The sequence below is a fragment of the Rhodoblastus sp. 17X3 genome, from assembly GCF_030056575.1.
Classification (GTDB): domain Bacteria; phylum Pseudomonadota; class Alphaproteobacteria; order Rhizobiales; family Beijerinckiaceae; genus Rhodoblastus.
Map to the genome: position 1 here is coordinate 1 of NZ_JASHHX010000032.1, position 20204 is coordinate 20204.

Here is a 20204-nt window from a genome sequence, read left to right on the forward strand (position 1 = left end):
GCGGTCGGTTCGCCGGAGACACGCTCAATTTCATCAACCAGAACGGCATTACCGGCTCGTATAATGCAACGACCGGGGTGATGACGCTGACCGGCTCAGCCAGCCTTGCCGCCTATCAGACAGCCCTCGACAGCGTCAGTTTCAGCTCGAGCAGCCTCAATCCGACCAATTACGGGACCGACCTGGCGCGCACGATCAATTGGCAGGTCAGCGCCGGCGCGCTGAAATCGACTGTCGTGTCCAGCACGGTCAATGTCATTGGCGTCGATCAGCGGCCGGTGCTTTCGGGCGCGGGCAACACGACGACTTATGCCTCGGGGGGCGTCGCGGTCGTCATCGACAGCGCGCTGTCGGCCAGCGATCCCGACAATCTTTCCCTCGCCTCGGCGACGGTGACGATTTCCAGTAATTTCCAGTCTGGAGACCTGCTCAACTTCGTCAACCAGAACGGCATCACGGGCGCATATAATGCGGCGACCGGCGTGCTGACGCTGAGCGGGCAGGCGACAGTGGCGCAATACCAGACGGCGCTGGATTCTGTGACATTCTCGACCAGCAGCGCCAATGCGGCGTCGCGTATCGTGAGCTGGCAGGTCAGCGACGGAACGCAAAGCTCCGTCGTTGTCACCAGCACGGTGAGCGTGGGTGTGCCTCCGACGCTCGGCGGCGCAGGAGTCACTGTGAGCTATACACAAGGCGGCGCGCGGGCGACGCTCGACAGCAGCCTCACCGTTGCCGATCCGAGCAGCACGACGCTGAGCGGCGCGACTGTTTCCATCGGCGTAGGGTTCTTCGCCGGCGACGCCTTGAACTTCACCAACCAGAACGGCATTACTGGCTCGTATAATGCAACGACGGGGGTGCTGACGCTGACCGGCTCGGCCAGCCTTGCCGCCTATCAGACAGCCCTCGACAGCGTCAGTTTCAGTTCGACCAGCCTCAATCCGACCAATTACGGGACCGATCTGGCGCGCACGATCAATTGGCAGGTTAGCGCCGGCGCGCTGAAATCGACTGTCGTGTCCAGCACGGTCAATGTCATTGGCGTCGATCAGCGGCCCGTGCTTTCGGGCGCGGGCAACACGACGACTTATACGTCGGGGGGCATCGCAGTCGTCATCGACAATGCGCTGGCGGCCCGCGATCCGGACAATCTCAAGCTCGCCTCGGCGACGGTGGCGATATCCAGTAATTTCCAGTCTGGAGACCTGCTCAACTTCGCCAACCAGAACGGCATCACGGGCGCATATAATGCGACGACCGGCGTGTTGACGCTGAGCGGGCAGGCGACGGTGGCGCAATACCAGACGGCGCTGGATTCGGTGACATTCTCGACCAGCAGCGCCAATGCGGCGTCGCGTATCGTGAGTTGGCAGGTCAGCGACGGAACGCAAAGCTCCCTTGCCGTAACCAGCACGGTGGCGTTCGGCAGCGGCGGCCAGACCTATACTCTGACGACAGGGACAGACACGATCAGCGCCGGCGCCGGCAATGACACGATCATAGCGCCATCGCCAAGCACGCTGACTTCGGCCGACAGCGTCAATGGCGGCGGCGGTTCGAATACATTGGTGTTGCAGGGGGCCGGCTCTTACAATCTCCCGTCGACGCTCAGCAATATCCAGATTCTCTCCATTCCCGGCGTCGCTGGCGGAACGACAAGCGTCAGCCTGTCGAGCAGCCTCGACAATCTCGCAATCCAGATCGGCCAGGGCGTTCAGAACGAGACTTTCAGCGTGGACGCCTCTGGCTCCGGCAACGACACTTTCGTGCTGACGCCGAATTTCGGGCAACTGACAATCGCCAATTTCGCTGATTCAGGAACCTACGCCGACATCGTGCAGTTTAATTCATCGATGTTCAGCTACCTCACCCCGTCGACGATGACCCAGGCGCAGCAAGCGCAGGCCGTTCTCAGTCACGCCACGCAATCAGGGGGAAATGTGTCGATCACCGACAGCCTCGGCGATCGACTGACGATTGGCGGGACCGACATAGCAACATTGTCCGCCAATCTGGGAGACTTCAAGTTCGTTTGACAACGAAGGTTGCGGGAAAAGTTGTCGTCGAACGCCGGTCGTTCGAGTGCTGAAGGCCACTCATGCGCCGCGCCGGACCCGCTCGCCTCTGCGGTCAATCGGGCAGGGCGAAGACCGTCAGCACGCCGCCGAGCGCGGTATATTTGCTCAGCGCGGCATAGCCGCCGACCGCGCCAGCGCCGTCATGCGGGTCGGTGAGGCCCGCCGCAAGGCCGATTCCGGCCCAGCCGCCGACGCCCGACAGGACGGCGACATATTGCCGGCCCTTATGCGCATAGGTCATGACATTGCCGACAATGCCCGACGGGGTCTTGAACTTGTAGAGCAACTGGCCTGTCCGCGCGTCGACGGCTTTCAGATAGCCTTCGAGCGTGCCGTAAAAGACCACGTCGCCCGCGGTGGCGAGAGCGCCCGACCAGACCGAGAATTGCTCGGGATCAGACCAGACGATCCGGCCCTTCGCGGCGTCCCAGGCGATGAAGGCGCCGGTGTTTTTTTCGCCGGGCGGCGGATAGAGCGAGAGCGTCGCGCCGACATAGGGCAGGCCGGGCTCGTAATGAACGCGGAAAGGCTCGTAATCCATGCAGAGATGGTTGGTCGGCACATAGAACAGGCCGGTTCGGGGCGAGAAGGCCGAGGGCTGCTCGTCCTTGCTTCCGAGCGAGGCGGGGCAAATTCCCTTGGTGACGACATCCTCGCCATTGGCCTCGGTCGAATATTGTTTCACGAGCTGCGGCCGGCCATAATTTGGACTGGCCTTGTCCATTTCGATTTTGGTCGCCCAATTGACGGTCGGATCATATTTTTCCGCCAGCAGCAATTCGCCGGTCATGCGGTCGAGCGTATAGGCGAAGCCGTTGCGGTCGAAATGGACCAGCAGCTTGCGCGGCTTGCCGTCGAACGCCTGATCGACCAGCTGCATTTCATTGACGCCGTCATAATCCCACTCGTCATGCGGGGTCATCTGATAGACCCATTTCGCCATGCCGGTGTCGGGGTTGCGGGCGAAAATGCTCATCGACCATTTGTTGTCGCCGGGGCGCTGCGACGGGTTCCAGGTCGAGGGATTGCCGGTTCCATAATAGATCAGGTCCGCATCCGGATCATAGGACGTCCAGCCCCAGGCGCAGCCGCCGCCCAACTTCCATTGATCGCCCTGCCAGCTCTTCAGGCTCGAGTCCGGGCCGATCGCCTTGCCAAGCTGCGTGGTCTGTTTCGGATCGACCAGCATCGACTCGTCCGGGCCCGCCGCATAGGCGCGCCAGACCAGCGCGCCGCTGTTCATGTCATAGGCGGACATGTGGCAGCGTATGCCGAATTCGCCGCCGGAAAGGCCGACGATCACCTTGTCCTTGACCGGCAGCACGGTCGCGGTCGCCGTCTCGCCTTTGGCCGGATCGCCATTGACCGCGCTCCATATCGCCTTGCCGGTGCGCGCGTCCAGCGCCACCAGTTTGGCGTCGGCCTGGTTCAGGAAGATCTTGCCGTCGGCAAAGGCGAGGCCGCGATTGACCGTATCGCAGCACATGACCGGAACGACATTCGCATCTTGCTTCGGCTCATATTTCCAGAGGATTCGGCCCTCGTTGTTCAGGTCCAGCGCATAGACGATATTGGGGAAAGGCGTGACGAGATACATCACGTCGCCGATGACCAGCGGGCCGCCCTCATGCCCGCGCAGCACGCCGGTCGAGAAGGACCAGACTGGACGCAATTGCCCGATATTACCGGAATTGATCTGGTCGAGCGCGGAATAGCGATTGTTGGCGAAATCGCCCGCTTGAATGGTCCATTGGCCGGTCTTTTTTGGCGCCGGGCGATCCGCCTCCGACGCGCTGGCGGGCGTTGCGAGCGCGGCGATCGCGAAGAGCCAAGAGCGGAATTTCCTCAATGCTTTTCTCCGATTGCTCCGCCGCGCCATGGCGGGGCGGGTCAAGTCGATCTACACTGTTTCGGGGTGATGAAAAAGTTCGGCTCATGACGGGTCCGCGCCCCCTCCCGGCAAGATGGATCGGGCGCCTCCGCGCTTGCCGGGCCGTCGCTTGCGGGGCAATGTCGCGCGGGCGCAGGTGCGCGAGGGATCGGTGCGCGAGGGCTGCGAAAGTGAAACGTCTTCCCATCGTCTATTTCTCCGACGTGCTCTGCGTCTGGGCCTTTTTTGCTGAGCTTCGGATTGCGGAAGTGCGGCGCGCCTTTGGCGAGCAGGTCGAATTCGAATATCGGTTCTGCCCGGTGTTCGGCGACGTCTCCGGCAAGATCGCCGCCTCTTGGCAGAACAAGGGCGGCTACGAGGGCTTTGGCGATCATGTCCATCACGCGGCGCAGGCTTTCCCCGAAGTAACGCTGCATCCCGATCTTTGGCGAAAGGTCCGGCCCGCGTCGTCGGCGTCGCCCCACCTCTTTCTCAAGGCTGTTCAGCTCGCCGAGAAGGAGGGGAAATGTGCGTCGGGAACATTCGAGTGCGCCCTCGGACTCATGCGGAAGGCGTTCTTCATTCGCGGGTTCGATATCGCGCGGCGGGATGTCCAGCGCGGCGTCGGCGCAGAGGCCGGAGCGGAAGGCGCGCAGGTCCTGGGCTATCTGGAGGATGGCCGCGCCCATGCGGCTTTATCCGCCGATTACAAGGAGGCGGAGAGCCTGGGCGTCAAAGGCAGTCCGACGATGATCCTGAACGAGGGGCGCCAGAAGCTGTTCGGAAATGTGGGCTATCGGATCATCGAAGCGAACATCCAGGAACTTTTGCGCGACCCCAATCCCGACCGGGCGAGCTGGTGCTGAGCCTGAGACGGCACGGCTTTCGTTTCCCCGATCCATTCGCCTGCAATTTTCTCCTGCCCGCTTCTTCTGTTAGGCTTCCGTCAAAACAGCGGTGCGGCGAATTTTCGACCTGCGCGCCCCAAGGGGAGAGGGCCTGAACATGCCCAGAAAAGATATTCTGGAGGGAGTTGAGAAATTCGTCCATCCTTACCGGGTTACGTCCGGCAAGGGCTTCCGCCTGAAGGACTTCGACCCCGGCGACACCGGCGGCCTCAAGATGGACAAGCATGCGGCGGCGGAATTGCTGGCGCGGGGCAGCGAATGGCTGGCGATGGAGCAGGACATGCTCTACGCCCAGGATCGCTGGTCGCTGCTGCTGATCTTCCAGGCCATGGACGCGGCGGGCAAGGACGGCACGATCAAGCACGTCATGGCGCGGGTCAATCCGCAGGGGTGCGAGGTCCATTCCTTCAAGCAGCCCTCGGCGGAAGAACTGGCGCATGATTTCCTGTGGCGCTATGCTAAAAGGGCGCCGGCGCGCGGCCGGATCGGGATCTTCAACCGCTCCTATTACGAAGAGGTCCTGGTCGTCCGCGTGCATCAGGAGCTGCTGAAATTGCAGAAGCTGCCGCCGGAACATGTCGGCAAGAATATCTGGGACGAGCGCCTCGCCGACATCGCCCATCTCGAGGATTACCTGTCCCGGCAGGGCGTGATCGTTCTCAAATTCTTCCTCAACCTGTCGAAGAAAGAGCAGAAGAAGCGCTTCATGAAGCGGCTCGACGACAAGGACAGGAACTGGAAATTTTCCGCCTCGGACGTTCGGGAGCGGCGCTACTGGGACGATTACCAGAGCGCCTTTGAGGAGGCGATCCGGGCCACCGCCACGCCGCGCGCGCCCTGGCATGTCGTGCCCGCCGACAACAAATGGTTCTCGCGCCTGGTCGTCGCCTCCGCGATCGTCGAGGCGGTGGAGCGTCTCGACCTCGCCTATCCCAAGGTCGACGCGGCGATGAAAAAGGAGCTGGCCGCCGCGCGCGTCGAGCTCGAAGCCGAGCCGTAAGGGCGTCGCTGTCACCGCTGACGAAATGAGGAACGAAGAGGCGCGGAAATGTCGACAGCGATTACGGTTCTGGGCGGAATAGGTCTTTTCCTGCTCGGCATGACGATCATGACGGACGGCCTCAAGGGACTCGCTGGCTCGTCGCTGCGCACGGTTCTCGGCAAGGCCGCCGCGACTCCGCTCTCGGGCGCCTTCTGGGGCGCCATTGTCACGCTGATCGTGCAATCGTCGAGTGCCACGACCATGACGACGATCGGACTGGTGAGCGCTGGCCTGCTGAGCTTTCCGCAGGGGCTGGGGCTGGTGTTCGGCGCCAATGTCGGCACCACCGGCACCGGCTGGCTGGTGGCGCTGATCGGCGTCCGCGTCTCCTTATCCTCCTACGCCTTGCCGCTGATCTTCGTCGGCGCCCTGACCAAGCTGATGGGCAGCGGACGGGTCGCGGCGGCCGGCGCCTCGCTCGCGGGCTTCGCCCTCGTCCTTTACGGCCTGACGACGTTGCAGCAGGGCATGGGCGGCGTCGCGGCGCAGCTTCATCCCTCGGACCTGCCCGCCGTGATCGGCGCGCCGGGCGTCGGCCTGTTGTCCGGCTGGCTGGGCCTGCTGTCGCTGGTCTTTGCCGGCGTGATCATGACCGCCGTCATGCAGTCCTCCACGGCGGCCATCGCCGTCACCCTTTCGGCCTTCCACGCCGGGGCGGTGGGACTGGATCAGGGCTGCGCGCTGATCATCGGGCAGAATATCGGGACCGCGACCAGTTCGGCGATGGCGGCGATTGGCGCCAGCACGACCGCGAAGCGGCTGGCGCTCGCCTATATCCTGTTCAAGCTCATCGCCGCGCTGATCGCGCTGGCGCTGTTTCCCCTCACCGTTCCGCTGATCCTTCGCGCCGCCGGGGCCGTGGACGGCGTCACCCTGCTCGCCGCCTATCACACGGCCTATAATGTCGTCGGGGTGGCGGTGCTGATGCCGCTGATTGACCGTTTCACTCGCTTCGTCGAGCGCCTTCTGCCCGAGACGCGCTCGCCGCTCACGCGCGGCCTCGACCCGGCGGCGCTGGAAAACCCGGTGGTCGCCGTGGAAGCCGTCCGGCGCACCATCGCGCTTGCGATCCAGAACATGTGTCCGGCGATTGAGGCCGCCGTCTCGGCGGACGGCAAAGCCGCGCCGGGTCTTTCGATCCCGGAATCCCGGGATGTCCTCCGGAAGGCGCGGGACTTCCTGTCCGACGTCAGCGGCCCGCCGGATTCCGACCGCGAGGAACTCCGTCTGACAAGCACGCTGCACGCGCTCGACCATATTTCCCGGCTTGCCGAAGTGGCAGGCGAAGCGCCGGACTCGCCGATGGCGAAGGACGGCCCGGACGAGGCCCGCGCCGCCGCGCTTTGCGCCGAGGCGCTGCGCGCCGCCGTCCTGGCTGTGAGCGACATCGCGCGCGAAGCCGCGCTCAGCGCCGCCGCCGCGCCCATCGATTCGCTGGAGACGCCCGGCGCGGGTTCGGCGTTGGCCCGGCTCGAGACATGCGCCACGCAGCTTGGCGACCTCCGGCGCGCGCATCGCGGACCGACACTGGGCAAGGTCGGAACAGGGGAAATCACGGCTGATCAGGCCATGGCGCGGATCGAGACGGTTCGCCGCCTCGAGGCGCTCGCGCGTCACGCCTGGCGTGGCGCCGGTCATCTTCTCGGCCATTTCGAGACGTCCGAAACGCGCTAGCTCCTTGCGGCCCCGATCCCTTCCTGCCCCGTCTCGATGGCGACCACCGCCGCCCGCAGCGGCGCCGACGAGCGAATGATGGCCTTCTCCGCCTCCACGACGAGGAAGAACAGCGCCCCGCCGAGAAGGAGCCAGGGCCAGGCCCAGAGCGGAACCGCCTCATTGCCGAACATCGCCTGAAGCGGCGGCGCATAGGTGAAAAGCAGTTGCAGGATGACGACCGCGCCAACGCCATAGGGCAGGAATCGATTGCCCATATGGGCTTTGAGCGACAGCGACGAATCGATCAGATAGCGGCTGTTCAGCAGGTAGAATACTTGTCCGATGGTGATCGCGTTGACGGCGACGGTGCGGGCGAGGCCGTCAGAGGCGCCATAGGCCTTCATCTCGAAAAAGGCCGCCAGCGTATAGGCGAGGAGGGCGAGGCCGATGAAGAGGATGCGCCAAAGGCCGAAGCCGGTCACGATGGACCTGTCGACCGTGCGCGGCGGCCGTTGCATCACATCGGCTTCATGGGGCTCAAACGAGATCACCAGGCCGAGCGCGACGGACGTCACCATATTGACCCAGAGCACCTGCGGCGCGGTGAGCGGCAGGGTGAAGCCGAGGAAGATCGCCACCGCGATGACCAGAGCCTGAGCGACATTGGTCGGCAGCAGGAACAGCATGGCCTTTTCGATATTGTTATAGACCGTGCGGCCTTCCTTCACCGCTGCGCCGATGGAGGCGAAATTGTCATCGGCGAGAATCATGCCGGCGGCTTCTTTCGTGACCTCCGTGCCCTTGATGCCCATGGCGACGCCGATATCGGCCTTTTTCAGCGCGGGGGCGTCGTTCACGCCGTCGCCGGTCATCGCCACGATCTGGCCATTGGCTTGGATCGCCTTCACCAGCCGCAGCTTGTGCTCCGGGCTGGCGCGGGCGAAGACGTCGACGTCGCGGACGCAGTCCCGCAGCGCCGTATTGTCCATCGCCTCGACCTCCGCGCCCGAAACGGCGGTCCTGCCGTCGCCGATGCCCAGCATCTTGGCGATTGCGGCGGCGGTGATCTTGTGGTCGCCGGTGATCATGGTGACGCGGATGCCACCGCCGTGGCATTCCATCACCGCCTCGATCGCTTCCTTGCGCGGCGGATCGAGCAGGCCGACGAGGCCGAGCAGGACCAGCGTCTTTGGCAGGTCGGCGGGCGCAAGGCTTCCGGCGGCGAGGCCCGGATTTTCCAGCCAGGCGAGGCCCAGCACGCGCTCGCCCTGCGCGGCGAGCCGGTCGGATTCCACCGCGAAACGGTCTCGATCCAGCGGCGCCGCCGCGCCGCCCGCCAATTGCTGGCGGTCGCAATGTTCGAGGATCACCTCCGGCGCGCCCTTGACCAGAAAGATCTCCTTGCCGTCCGCCGCGCGGTGCAGGGTCGCCATGAACTTATGTTCGGACTCGAAGGGAATGGCGTCGATGCGCGGAAAAGCCGCAAGCTCCGCCTGCCGATCCATGCCGAGCTTGGTCGCGAAGGGATAGAGCGCGCCCTCGGTGGGGTCGCCCTCAACCTTCCAGGCGCCGCCGTCCTGAAACAGGGTGGCGTCGTTGCAGAGCATCGAGACCCGCCCCATCAGTGCGAGCACGGGCGCGTCGCCGGCGGGCTTGCCGTCCTGCCGGACCTCGCCCTCCGGGGCGTAGCCGTCTCCGGTCACCTCAAAAGCGGATTCCGCCGTGACGGCGGAGGTGACCATCATCTCCATCAGCGTCAGGGTGCCGGTCTTGTCGGAGCAGATGCGCGACACCGAGCCCAGCGTCTCGACGGCGGGCAGCCGTCGGATGATGGCGTGGCGTTGCGCCATGCGCTGCACGCCGATGGCCAGCGTGATGGTGATGAGCGCGGGCAGGCCTTCCGGGATGAGCGACACGGCGATGCCCACGACGGCCTGGAACAGCTCGACGAAATTCATGTGGCCAAGCCAATGGCCATAGGAAAAGATCACGACGCTGAGCACGCCGATCACCGCGGTGATCTTGTAGCCGAATTGCTTGATCTGCCGCAGCAGCGGCGTCTCCAGCGGGCTGACATTGGCGAGCAGTTGGTTGATGCGGCCAAGCTCGGTCTCGCTGCCGGTCGCGACCACGAGGCCGGCGGCGCGGCCCGACACGACCATCGTGCCGGAAAAGGCCATGTTCTCGCGGTCGCCGACAGTCGCCCTTTCCGGGACGGGCGCGGTCGCCTTTTCCGCCGGTACGGATTCGCCGGTCAACGCGGCTTCCTCGGTGCGCAGGTTCTTGACGTCCAGCAAGCGGAGATCGGCGGGAATGCGGTCGCCGGATTCCAGCAGCACGATGTCGCCGGGAACCAGCTGCTCGGCGGCGATCATGCGCGTTTCGCCCGCACGCAGGGTCCGCGCCTCGGCGGAGAGCATGTTGCGGATTGAATCCAGCGCCTTTTCAGCCCGGCCTTCCTGAATGAAGCCGAGCAGGCCATTGAGGACGACCACAGCGAAAATGATGCTCGCGTCGACCCACAGGCTGAGCATCAGCTTGGTGAAGCCGGCCGCGAGCAGCACATAGACCAGAATATTGTTGAACTGGCCGAGAAACCTGACCAGCGGCCCCTGTTTCTTGCCTTCGGGCAGGCGGTTCGGCCCGAATTTCTGGAGCCGGCTGGCGGCTTCGGCCGCGTCGAGGCCGTTTTGCGCATCGGTCCCGAGCCGGTGGACGGCGTCGTCGGCGGAAATGGCGTACCAGGCTTCATGCAAAGCCTCCGGGCCGCCGGCGAGGACGTTCTCTCCCATATGCGCTCACCCTTATCTCTGGGCCAGTCGGGCTGGTGTTTTCCAGCCGGAGGGAGAGGCTAGACCCTAACGGCCCTGCGGACAATATGGCCGCACGGCGCGGGCCTCAGACGGCGGCCCCGCTTTTTTCGCCGCCAGCAGAAGCGCGGCGCCGCCGGGTTCGGACGCGACGAGCGGATCTTCCGGCGTGGCTTCCTTGAGCATAACGCCGGAAGTGAATCCGCCGCGCTCAGTGCCGGAACACCACGGTCTTGGAGCCATTGGCGATGATGCGCCGCTCGATGTGGAATTTCACCGCGCGCGACAGCACGACATTCTCGATGTCGCGGCCCATGGCGACAAAATCCTCGGCGGTCTGGGTGTGATCGACGCGCTCGACCGCCTGTTCGATGATCGGTCCCTCGTCGAGATCGCTGGTGACGTAATGGGCCGTCGCGCCGATGATTTTCACGCCGCGCGCATGGGCCTGATGATAGGGCTTCGCGCCCTTGAAGCTCGGCAGGAAGCTGTGGTGGATGTTGATCGTCTTCCAGGCCAGCGCCTTGCACATCTCGGCGGAGAGGACCTGCATGTAGCGGGCGAGGACGACGAGGTCGATGTTCAGGCGCTCGATCATTTCCAGGATCTTCGCTTCCTGCGCCGCCTTGGTTTCCTTGGTTACCGGCAGGTGATGATAGGGGATGCCGTGCCATTCGACGACGCGTTGCAGGTCGGGATGGTTCGAAACCACCGCCGGAATTTCGATCGGCAGGGCACCGATGCGGTAGCGATAGAGCAGGTCGTTCAGGCAATGGTCGAATTTCGACACCAGGATCAGAACGCGCGGCTTTCGCGCGGCGTCGACAATGTCCCAGCGCATCGCGAATTTTTCGCCGATGCGCGCGAAAGCCTCTTTCAGCTCGGCCAGCGCCTTCGGGTCCGCGGAGGAATGGAAGACCGTGCGCATGAAGAAGCGATTGGTTTCGGCGTCGCCGTAATGCGCGGATTCGGCGATGAAGATATTGCGGCCGGCGAGAAAGCCCGAGACGGCGGAGACGATGCCGATCGTGTCCGGACAGGAAATCGTCAGGACATAGGATTTCTTTTGGGGATCCATCAGGAACTCCAATTTTTTTTCTACTGAATGATGGGACAGGCGGTTGGCGCCGCTCAGCAGTCGAGCGTGTGGACGCGCTCCCATTCCGAGGCGTGGCTCATGAAATCATTCCACGATTCAAGCTTGAGCTTGACATAGCTGTCGACGAAGCCGTGGCCGAAGCCTTTGCGGGCGACGGCGGATTTGTCGAACAGGCGCAGGGCGTCCAACAGGTTCAGCGGCAGTTTCGGCGCGTCCTGGATCTTGTGGCCTTCGGCGTACATGTCGATGTCGAGGCGCTTGCCGGGGTCGCGCTGGTTGGCGATGCCGTCGAGCCCGGCCATCAGCAGGGCGGCCGGCGCGAGATAGGGATTGGTCGAGCCGTCGAGCAGGCGGAATTCGAACCGGTTCGGTTCGGGGATGCGCACCATGTGCGTGCGGTTATTGCCGGCATAGGTGATGGTGTTGGGCGACCAGGTCGCGCCCGAGGCGGTGCGCGCAGCGTTGATGCGCTTGAAGCTGTTGATTGTCGGATTGAAGATGGCGCAGAGGTCGGCGGCCGAATGCATCACGCCGCCGAGGAATTGATAGGCGAGGGCGCTGAGGCCGAGTTCGCCCTTGGCGTCCTCGAACAGATTGACGCCGTCCCGCCATAGCGAGGCGTGGAAATGACAGCCGGAGCCGGTCAGGCCATTGAATGGCTTGGGCATGAAGGTGGCGCGGTAGCCGGCCTGTTCCGCCAGCGTCTTGACCATATATTTGAAAAAGACATGGCGGTCGGCGGTGATGAGGACGTCGTCATATTCCCAGTTCATCTCGAACTGGCCGTTCGCGTCCTCATGGTCGTTCTGATAGGGATTCCAGCCCAGTTGCAGCATCGAATCGCAGATGCTCTTGATGAGGTCATATTGCCGCATCAGCGCGAGCTGGTCGTAGCAGGGCTTGGGGTAGGAATCGGCGGGATCGGCGAGCGACCTGCCATCCTTGTTCAGCAGGAAGAACTCGCATTCGACGCCGGTTTTGAGCTGGTAGCCCAGCGCCTTCGCTTTGGCGATCTGGGTCTTGAGAATCTGGCGCGGCGCGTCCTCGACCGGCTTGCCCTCGCAATAGAGATCGGCGGCGAGCCAGCCGACCTCGGGCTTCCACGGCAGCTGGATCAGGCTGGCGGGATCGGGAATGGCGAGCGTGTCGGCATGGGCAGGGGTCATGTCGAGATGCGAGGCGAAACCGGCGAAACCCGCGCCGTTCTTCTGCATGCCCGCGATGGCTGCGGCCGGGGCGAGCTTCGCGCGCAGCACGCCGAACAGGTCGACATAGGAGATCAGGAAATATTGAATGCCGCGCTCGGCGGCGATTTTGGCAAGATCGGCGGTCATTCTTTTCCTCGGGACGCAGGTCGCGCAAGCCCATCGCGGCGGAGCTGACGCCATAGGAAAAGCGCGAGTAGGCCGAACTGTCAAGAAACAAAATTGAATAGCGTGATAGGGGGCTGAAATTTCGATCCCGCCGGAAAACACTGACTTCGCCGCGGTTTTCCGGGCTCAAACCGGCGGCGCACGCTGTGGAGAGCATCGCAAAACCCTGCAAAAAAATTCCCATTGGGAAAAATTGTTTCATCTAGTTGACAGCGTCGGACGTCGCGTCTAGGTTTTTGACAACATGATGCGAGGAGGCGGCCTGATGTGTGGCATTGCCGGGATTTTCTTCAAGAAATCGGAGACGGGCGGCGCGCTGGGGCGCTCTCTCGTCAATATGCTGGACGGCTGCCAGCATCGCGGGCTCGATTCGACCGGCTTCGCGCTTTACGAAAACGGCTTCAAGGGCCTGCGCCTGCGCTTCATTATCGATGAGGACGCCGAGGCCGCCGTCGCCCGGATCAAGACGGTTCTGGCCGAGCAGGGCGCGAAACTGCTGAGCGAGAAGCGCGAAGGCGCGAGCCTCGTCGTCGAGGTCGAATATGACGGCGAGATCCGTCCCTTCGCCTATGCCATGGAGCATGCCGCCAAGCTCGTCTCCATCGGCTCGTCGCTCGACATCATCAAGGATGTCGGCACGGCGCGCGATCTCGACAGGATCTATGGCGTCGGCGCCATTTCCGGCTCGCATGGCGTCGGCCATGTCCGGCTCGCCACCGAATCCGAGGTCAAGCCCGAGGCCGCGCATCCGTTCTGGGCGACCGGCTTTTCCGATGTCGCCATCGTCCATAATGGCCAAATCACCAATTACTGGAAAATGCGCCGCCGGCTTGAGGCGCGCGGCTTCGAGTTCCGCACCGACAATGACAGCGAACTGATCGCGGTCTATCTCGCCGACAAGCTGGCGCAGGGCGAGACGCTTGAGCTTGCGCTGGAGCAGTCCGTCGACGATCTCGACGGCGTGTTTTCCTTTCTCGTCTCGACCAAGGAAGGCATTGGCTTCGCCAAGGACCGGCTCGCCGCCAAGCCGATGGTGATGTTCGAGGATGACGATCTCGTCGCCATCGCCTCCGAGGAAGTTTCCCTGAACCGGCTCTTTCCGGGCCAGCCCCTCACCACCGCCGAGCCTGCTCCGGGGACGTTCCGCACATGGTCACGCTAGATCTCGCTCAAATCTCCGTCCGCGACGCCAATGAGGCGATGCGCGCCGCCGCCGCGCGCGGGGAGAATATCGAGCTGCTCAATCCCGACGCCCGCCATCATCTCGGCGTCGGCCTGGTCGCGCCGGTCAAGGTGACGATTCGCGGTTCGGCCGGCTATTTCTGCGCCGGCCTGTCGCATGGCGCGCGGTTCGAGATCGAGTCCAATGTCGGCTGGGGCGTCGGCGACAGCCTCTATGACGGCTCGATCGTCGTGGGCGGCAACGCCAGCGCCATCGCCGGCGTCGCTTTGCGCGGCGGCGAGATCGTGGTGAAGGGCAATATTGGCTCGCGCGCCGGGCAGGTCATGAAGGCGGGCACGCTGCTGTGCTGCGGCAACGCCAGCTTTCTCGCCGGATACATGATGTATGGCGGCCGAATCGTCATTCTCGGCGATTCCGGAGAGCGCGTCGGCGAGGACATGAGCGCCGGCGCCATTTATGTCGGCGGCAAGGTGCAGAGCCTCGGCTCCGACGCCAGGCTCGCCGAAATGACGCCCGAGGAAGACGCCGACATCCACGCCTTCCTGAGGAAATATGGCGTGGCTTTCGACGGCGTCTTCCAGAAGATCGTCAATGCTGGCAATAAGCTGCGCTATGGCGTCAACGAGCCGGTTTCACGTCCGCTGCCCTATACGGTCGCCGAGGGCGGGACCTATTGGAACGCCAAGGTGGCGGAGGATATCCACGCCAAGGCTCTGATCGGCCGCTATCGCCTGCGCGGCTATGGCGCGGCCAAGGCCGTGCCGCATTTCAACGATATCGCGCTCAGGCTTGATCCCGCGCGCATCCGCGCGGCCAGCGACGCGCTTGCGAGCGTCAATCTGAAGACGAAAATAGGCGATCGCAACGGCGCCAAGCCGCTCGAATTGTCCATGCCGGTGCTGATCGCGCCGATGAGCTATGGCGCACTCTCGAAATCGACCAAGATCGCGCTGGCGCGGGCCTCGAAACTGGCCGGAATCGTTGAGAACACCGGCGAGGGCGGCATGTTGCCGGAGCAGCGCGCCGAGGCGGGACAGCTGATCTATCAATGCCTGTCGGGCCGGCTGGGCTGGAACATCCATGACATGCTCAGGGCCGACGCGCTGGAAATCTATATTTCGCAGGGCGCCAAGCCCGGCCTCGGCGGCCAGCTGATGGCCAAGAAGGTCACCGCGCAACTGGCCGCAGTGCGCGGCATTCCGGAAGGCATCGACCTGCGCTCGCCGTCGCGCCATCCCGACATCATGGGCGCCGACGATCTGGTCATCAAGGTCGAGGAATTCCGTGAGGCCACCGCCTACAGCAAGCCAATCTCGATCAAGATGGGCGCCGGCCGCGTCCGCGACGACATCAAGATCGCCTATAAGGACGGGTTCGATTTCGTCCAGCTCGATGGGCTGCAAGGCTCGACCGGCGCGGCCTCGACCGAGGTGCTGGAGAATGTCGGCATTCCGACCCTCGCCGCCTTGCAGGAGGCGCTCGACGGATTGCGCGAGATTGACGCAGGGACCGACATGCCCATCGTGCTTATGGGCGGCATCAAGGATGGCGTCGACGCGGTAAAGGCTCTGGCGCTCGGCGCCAGCGCCGTCGCCATGGGCACGGCGGCCCTGATCGCGGGCGGCTGCATCTCCTGCATGCAATGCCATGTCGGTAATTGCGTCGTCGGCATCGCCACCCAGGACCCCGAACATGAGGCGCGCTACGAGATCGAGCTTCAGGCGAAAGCGATCGCGCGCTTCCTTGAATCCGTGCGCTGGCAGATCGCTACCTTGACTAAGGCGCTTGGCCACAGCGACTTCCGCCAATTGTCGCGCGCCGATCTCGTCGCGCTGACGCCCGAAGCCGCGGCCATCACCGGTCTGCCTTACGAGCCGGACTATCATCCTGAAGCTGAAGAACTTTTGACCGAGGTCGCCTGACATGGCCAGCTGCAAGCCTTTTTCCGTCGATCTCGCGCAGGACCAGAGCGGCCTCCCCCATTACGAGCCGCCGCCGTGCCAGGTCGCCTGTCCGATCGGCACCGATGTCGGCTCCTATGTCGGGCTGATCTGGGAGGGCAAGACCGCCGAGGCGCTGGAGGCGATCAGCGCGACCAATCCCCTGTCAGGGGTCTGCGGAAGGGTCTGCGACGCGCCCTGCGAGCCGGCCTGCCGCCGCGCCAGTTCCGATGGCCCCGTCGCCATTCGCGCCTTGAAACGCTATGTGCTCGACGCATTGGGCCCGAGCTATCGCCTGCCGCCGGTCGCGCCCGACAAGCCGAAAAAGGTCGCCATCGTCGGCGCCGGCCCGGCCGGGCTGACGGCGGCGCAGGATATCGCGCTCGCCGGCTATCGCGTCGATCTTTACGAGGCGCAGTCCCGGCCCGGCGGCATGGCGCAGTGGGGCATTCCGGATTTCCGTCTGCCGTCCGAGGTGGTCGAGGACGACATCCAGCGCATATTGCAGCGCTGCCCGGGCATTACGCTGCATCTCGATACGCCGCTCGGCGACAAGGTGACGCTGGAGCAGTTGCGCCAAGACCACGACGCCGTGCTGCTGGCCATCGGCGCCTCGGCGGGCAGGAAGCTGGGCGTTCCCGGCGACGATCTGCCCGGCGTGGTCGATGGCGTGAGCTTTCTCAATCGGGTCAATGGCGGCGAGCGGCCGAGACTGCCCAAAAAACTGGTGGTCATCGGCGGCGGCGACGTCGCCATGGACGCCTGCCGCGCCGCCCTGCGCCTGCCGGGCGTGGAAAAGGTCGTGGTCGCCTATCGCCGGGGCCCTGCGGAAATTCCGGCCCGCGCCTATGAGCTTGAGGCGGCAAAGGCCGAAGGCGTCGAGTTTCTTTACAATGTGGCGCCCAGGGCGGTCGTCGGCGCCGAGGGCGCCCTGACGCTCAAATGCGCGAAGACCGCGCTGGGCGCGCCCGGGACCGATGGCCGCCGCGCCTTCTCGCTGGTCGAAGGCTCGGATTTCGACCTAGATTGCGGCATGGTCGTCGCCGCCGTCGGCCAGAAGGCCGTCAGCCTCGAACTGGCCAAATATGGCCTCATGAACGGCGACAAAATATCTACGCGCGCTGCCGACATGGGAACGAGTCTTTCGGGCGTATTCGCTGCGGGCGATGCCGCCTTTGGCTCGTCCACCCTCGTCCAGGCCATGTTTCAGGGCCATAAGGTCGCCTATTATGTGCTGGCGGCGCTGGAAGGCGTCGCTCATCCGGCGCCCTATCGCACGCCCTATCGCACGCGCAATGTTCCGGTGGCGCAGGATATCGCCTGGGAAAAACTGCCGCCGAAGGAGCCGCCTTTCATCGGCGTCGCAAAGCCCGATCCCTTTGGCGACGCCGAAGCCGGATATGACTCGAAGACGGCGAAGGAACAGGCGGCGCGCTGCTATCGCTGCGACACCGAGACCGGCTCGGCCGATTATTCGGTCAAGACCCGCGAGGCGATTTTCGCCATGGCCCGCGCCGATTCCGGCCCCGCCGAAGTCGCTGCGCTCACCCGCGCCAAACTGGAGAAGCGCGCGGGACCGGTCCTCGAAGCGATGGCGACTTTCGACGAAATCGTCTTCCTGCCCGCCAATCTGACGCGACTGGTGATCGACCCCTATCGCGAGGCCTGCAAAACCGCCACTTCCCTTGGCGGTCTGAAGCTGGCGCAGCCAATTCTGGTCGCCGGCTTCGACGACGCGCCGGCGGAATTGCGCGGCGCGGTCGCGGCGGCGCTGGTCGAAGGCGGCGGCGCCTATGTCGGCCGCGCGCCGCTGCCCGACGCGGCTGCGCATTGGCTGCAAATCGTCGATGGGCCGGAAGACGCCTCTCCTGAGGCCGCGGCGACGCTGCTGCGCGTGACCGAGACGACCCCGTTGGCCTTGCCGCCCGCCCGGCCGGGCCGGCTGCGCGGGCTGATCGCGACCAAGGCGAGTCTGGCGCGGGTCCTGCGCTTCGCCCTGGCGGAAAAGGCCGATCTGGTGGTGCTGGACGGCTCCGGCCATCTCGGCGGCGCCTGGGCCGATCTCGCCGGCGCGCCCGATCTGTCGCTGCTGTCTGACGCCGTCGAAACCCTGCGCGCGCTGAAGGCCGAGGAGGCTTTCCCCTTGGTCTGGTTCGGCGGGTTGCGGTCGGGCACGGATCTGGCCAAGGCGCTGTCGCTCGGCGCCAATGTCGGGATCGTCGAGGTCGCGGCCGGCCTTGCCGCGGGCGGCGCCATCCTGCCGTCCGGGCTCGATTTTTCCGGCGTGACGGCGGCGGATGCAGCCGAGCGCCTGAAGGCCTTCCTCAAGGCGGCGGCATCGGAATGTTCGATGATGGCGCGCTGCTGCGGCAAGACTAATGTGCATAATCTCGAGCCCGAGGATCTGCGCACATTGTCCCTGCGCGCCCAGGCGGCGGTCGGGATCGTCATGGCGGGCCGCAAGAAGATCGCCTGACGGCTCTTCGCTCTTTCATGAAAAAAAGAAGGCCCGCGGCAGTCGTCGCGGGCTTTTTCGTGGCTATGTTTCATTTCATGAAATAAAAATTATGCACAATAAATTCGCAAGCGAGATGTTTTTAAGCAGGAGACGAAGGCGTCAGCGCCCATTTTGCGGTCGCTTCCATAAATGAGCCATCCCAGACGTGGGAATAACGCCGCAAATTCAAGGGCAGAGCCGAAGCGTGGCGCATGGCATGACAATTGCCAGTAATTAAAAGTGCCTGATAGGAAATAACGCGCGGCCATTGGATCGCCGGGCGTGGCGCCGATCCTCGGAGAAAACAGCATGTCCGAATTGCGAAAAGATAGTCTGTCCTTCATCGAGACGTTGGGCCAATCGGTCGCCAACGTTTCCCCGACCCTGACTCCGGCCTTGTCCATCGCCGTGGTCGCCGGCACGGCCGGAACCGGCTCCTGGTTCGTCTATCTGCTGGCGACCATCGCAATGCTGATCGTCGGCGTGAACGTCGGCAAGCTGGCGCAGAAAATCCCTTCGGCCGGCTCGTTCTTCCTCTATGTCTCGCGCACCATGGGGCCGTCCTGGGGCATGCTGTCGGGCTGGTCGATGCTGGCCGCCTATCTGGCCACGGCCATGGCGCTGACCGTCGCCACTTCGATTTTCATCAAGACCATGCTGACCGGCCTCGGCGTGACCGTCGTCCCGCCGACCCTGTTGCTTTACGCCTGCGTTTCGGGGCTCGCCTGGTTCCTGTCGTCGCGCGACATGCGCATCTCCTCGCGCATCGGCCTCAGCCTCGAAGGCGTGTCGATGGCGATCATCCTGTTCGTCTGCCTGACGATCCTGACGAAATATGGCTTCAAGCTCGACATGAAGCAGGTCACCATGGAAGGCCTGTCGCCCAGCGCCATTCCGCAGGCCATCGTGTTCGGCATTTTCGCCTTCGTCGGCTTCGAAAGCGCCGCGACGCTGGCCAAGGAAACGCGCAATCCGGGCGAGACCATCCCGCGCGCCATCAACTGGACCGCAATCGCCGCGGGCCTGTTCTTCGTCTTCACCACCTATGTCATCACCATGGGTTTCGACGACGACGTGACCAAGCTCGCCGCCAGCTCCTCGCCACTCGCGGATATCCTCTCCAATGAAAGCCCGCTGCTCACCGCCTTCGTCTATTTCGGCGCCGCGATCAGCTCTTTCGCTTGCGCTTTGGCCTCGCTGAACGCCTTCGGACGCCTGCTGTTCTCGCTGGGGCGCTACCAGTTCGTGCATCAATCGATGGGCATGGTGCATGCCGAACACAAGACGCCCCATGTCGCTCTCGCGGTGGGCGCGGCGATCAACTTCGTGCTTTGCGCCGCCTTCGTGAACGCCGGGGCCGAGACCGACACTTTCGGCTGGTATGGCACGCTGGCCTCGTTCGGCTTCATCCTGGTCTATCTGCTGTGCTCGATCTGCGCGCCGGTCTATCTCGCCAGGCTTGGCGAAGCGACCGCCAAGGATTACGCCTTCGGCGCTCTTGGCGTTGTGCTGATGGCCGCCTCCGTGGTCGGCAGCATCTACCCGGTTCCTGCCTATCCGCTGAACCTTCTGCCTTACATCTTCCTCGCCTATCTGGCGGCCGGCGTGGCCTGGTTCTTCATCCTGAAGGCGCGCGCGCCGCAGACGCTGCTGGGCATCGAAAAGGACATGGAGGTCGCCGGCGAAGCCTGACGCGCCGGTCCAACAGGGGAGCGAAGGGGAGACCCTTCGCTCCCATTTGCGTT

At 64.1% G+C, this 20204-nt stretch carries 12 protein-coding genes; 8 read left to right on the forward strand and 4 right to left on the reverse strand.

Annotated features, from left to right (window positions below):
- Positions 1–2039: beta strand repeat-containing protein (locus tag QM467_RS18945; RefSeq protein WP_283367900.1), on the forward strand; the 2039-nt coding region annotated here is incomplete at its 5' end.
- Positions 2040–2133: 94 nt separating this feature from the next.
- Here the strand turns inward: QM467_RS18945 and QM467_RS18950 are convergent.
- Positions 2134–3960, reverse strand: coding sequence for a methanol/ethanol family PQQ-dependent dehydrogenase (locus QM467_RS18950; RefSeq protein WP_446737807.1), 1827 nt, complete (start codon positions 3958–3960; stop codon positions 2134–2136).
- A 182-nt stretch (positions 3961–4142) separates the two neighbouring features.
- On the opposite strand from QM467_RS18950, the gene QM467_RS18955 reads away from it, so the two are divergent.
- From QM467_RS18955 to QM467_RS18965, 3 genes are all read left to right on the forward strand, one after another.
- On the forward strand, positions 4143–4817 hold the full coding sequence (locus QM467_RS18955; protein WP_283367902.1) for a DsbA family oxidoreductase: 675 nt from the start codon (positions 4143–4145) through the stop codon (positions 4815–4817).
- Between the two features lie 139 nt (positions 4818–4956).
- On the forward strand, positions 4957–5859 hold the full coding sequence (locus tag QM467_RS18960; protein WP_283367903.1) for a polyphosphate kinase 2 family protein: 903 nt from the start codon (positions 4957–4959) through the stop codon (positions 5857–5859).
- Between the two features lie 48 nt (positions 5860–5907).
- Positions 5908–7575: a Na/Pi cotransporter family protein gene (locus QM467_RS18965; RefSeq protein ID WP_283367904.1), complete on the forward strand. Its 1668-nt coding sequence runs from the start codon at positions 5908–5910 to the stop codon at positions 7573–7575.
- Here the strand turns inward: QM467_RS18965 and QM467_RS18970 are convergent.
- The 3 genes from QM467_RS18970 to glnT form a co-directional block, all read right to left on the reverse strand.
- Positions 7572–10349: an HAD-IC family P-type ATPase gene (locus QM467_RS18970; RefSeq protein ID WP_283367905.1), complete on the reverse strand. Its 2778-nt coding sequence runs from the start codon at positions 10347–10349 to the stop codon at positions 7572–7574. The two genes, QM467_RS18965 and QM467_RS18970, sit on opposite strands and share 4 nt — an antisense overlap.
- Before the next feature lie 229 nt (positions 10350–10578).
- Complete coding sequence (purU, locus tag QM467_RS18975; protein ID WP_283367906.1) at positions 10579–11445, reverse strand: formyltetrahydrofolate deformylase; 867 nt, start codon at positions 11443–11445, stop codon at positions 10579–10581.
- A gap of 53 nt (positions 11446–11498) precedes the next feature.
- The gene (glnT, locus tag QM467_RS18980; RefSeq protein ID WP_283367907.1) at positions 11499–12800 is read right to left on the reverse strand and encodes a type III glutamate--ammonia ligase; all 1302 of its coding nucleotides are present in this window, start codon (positions 12798–12800) and stop codon (positions 11499–11501) included.
- 304 nt (positions 12801–13104) lie between these two features.
- Between glnT and QM467_RS18985 the strand changes: the two genes are divergently transcribed.
- From QM467_RS18985 to QM467_RS19000, 4 genes are all read left to right on the forward strand, one after another.
- Positions 13105–14001, forward strand: a complete 897-nt coding sequence (locus QM467_RS18985; RefSeq protein WP_283367908.1) for a class II glutamine amidotransferase — start codon at positions 13105–13107, stop codon at positions 13999–14001.
- Positions 13989–15944, forward strand: coding sequence for a glutamate synthase-related protein (locus QM467_RS18990; RefSeq protein ID WP_283367909.1), 1956 nt, complete (start codon positions 13989–13991; stop codon positions 15942–15944). The genes QM467_RS18985 and QM467_RS18990 overlap by 13 nt, the downstream gene beginning before the upstream one ends.
- Position 15945: 1 nt before the next feature.
- Positions 15946–18438, forward strand: a complete 2493-nt coding sequence (locus QM467_RS18995; protein WP_283367910.1) for an FAD-dependent oxidoreductase — start codon at positions 15946–15948, stop codon at positions 18436–18438.
- A 330-nt stretch (positions 18439–18768) separates the two neighbouring features.
- Complete coding sequence (locus QM467_RS19000; RefSeq protein ID WP_283367911.1) at positions 18769–20151, forward strand: APC family permease; 1383 nt, start codon at positions 18769–18771, stop codon at positions 20149–20151.
- Positions 20152–20204 lie beyond the last annotated feature (53 nt).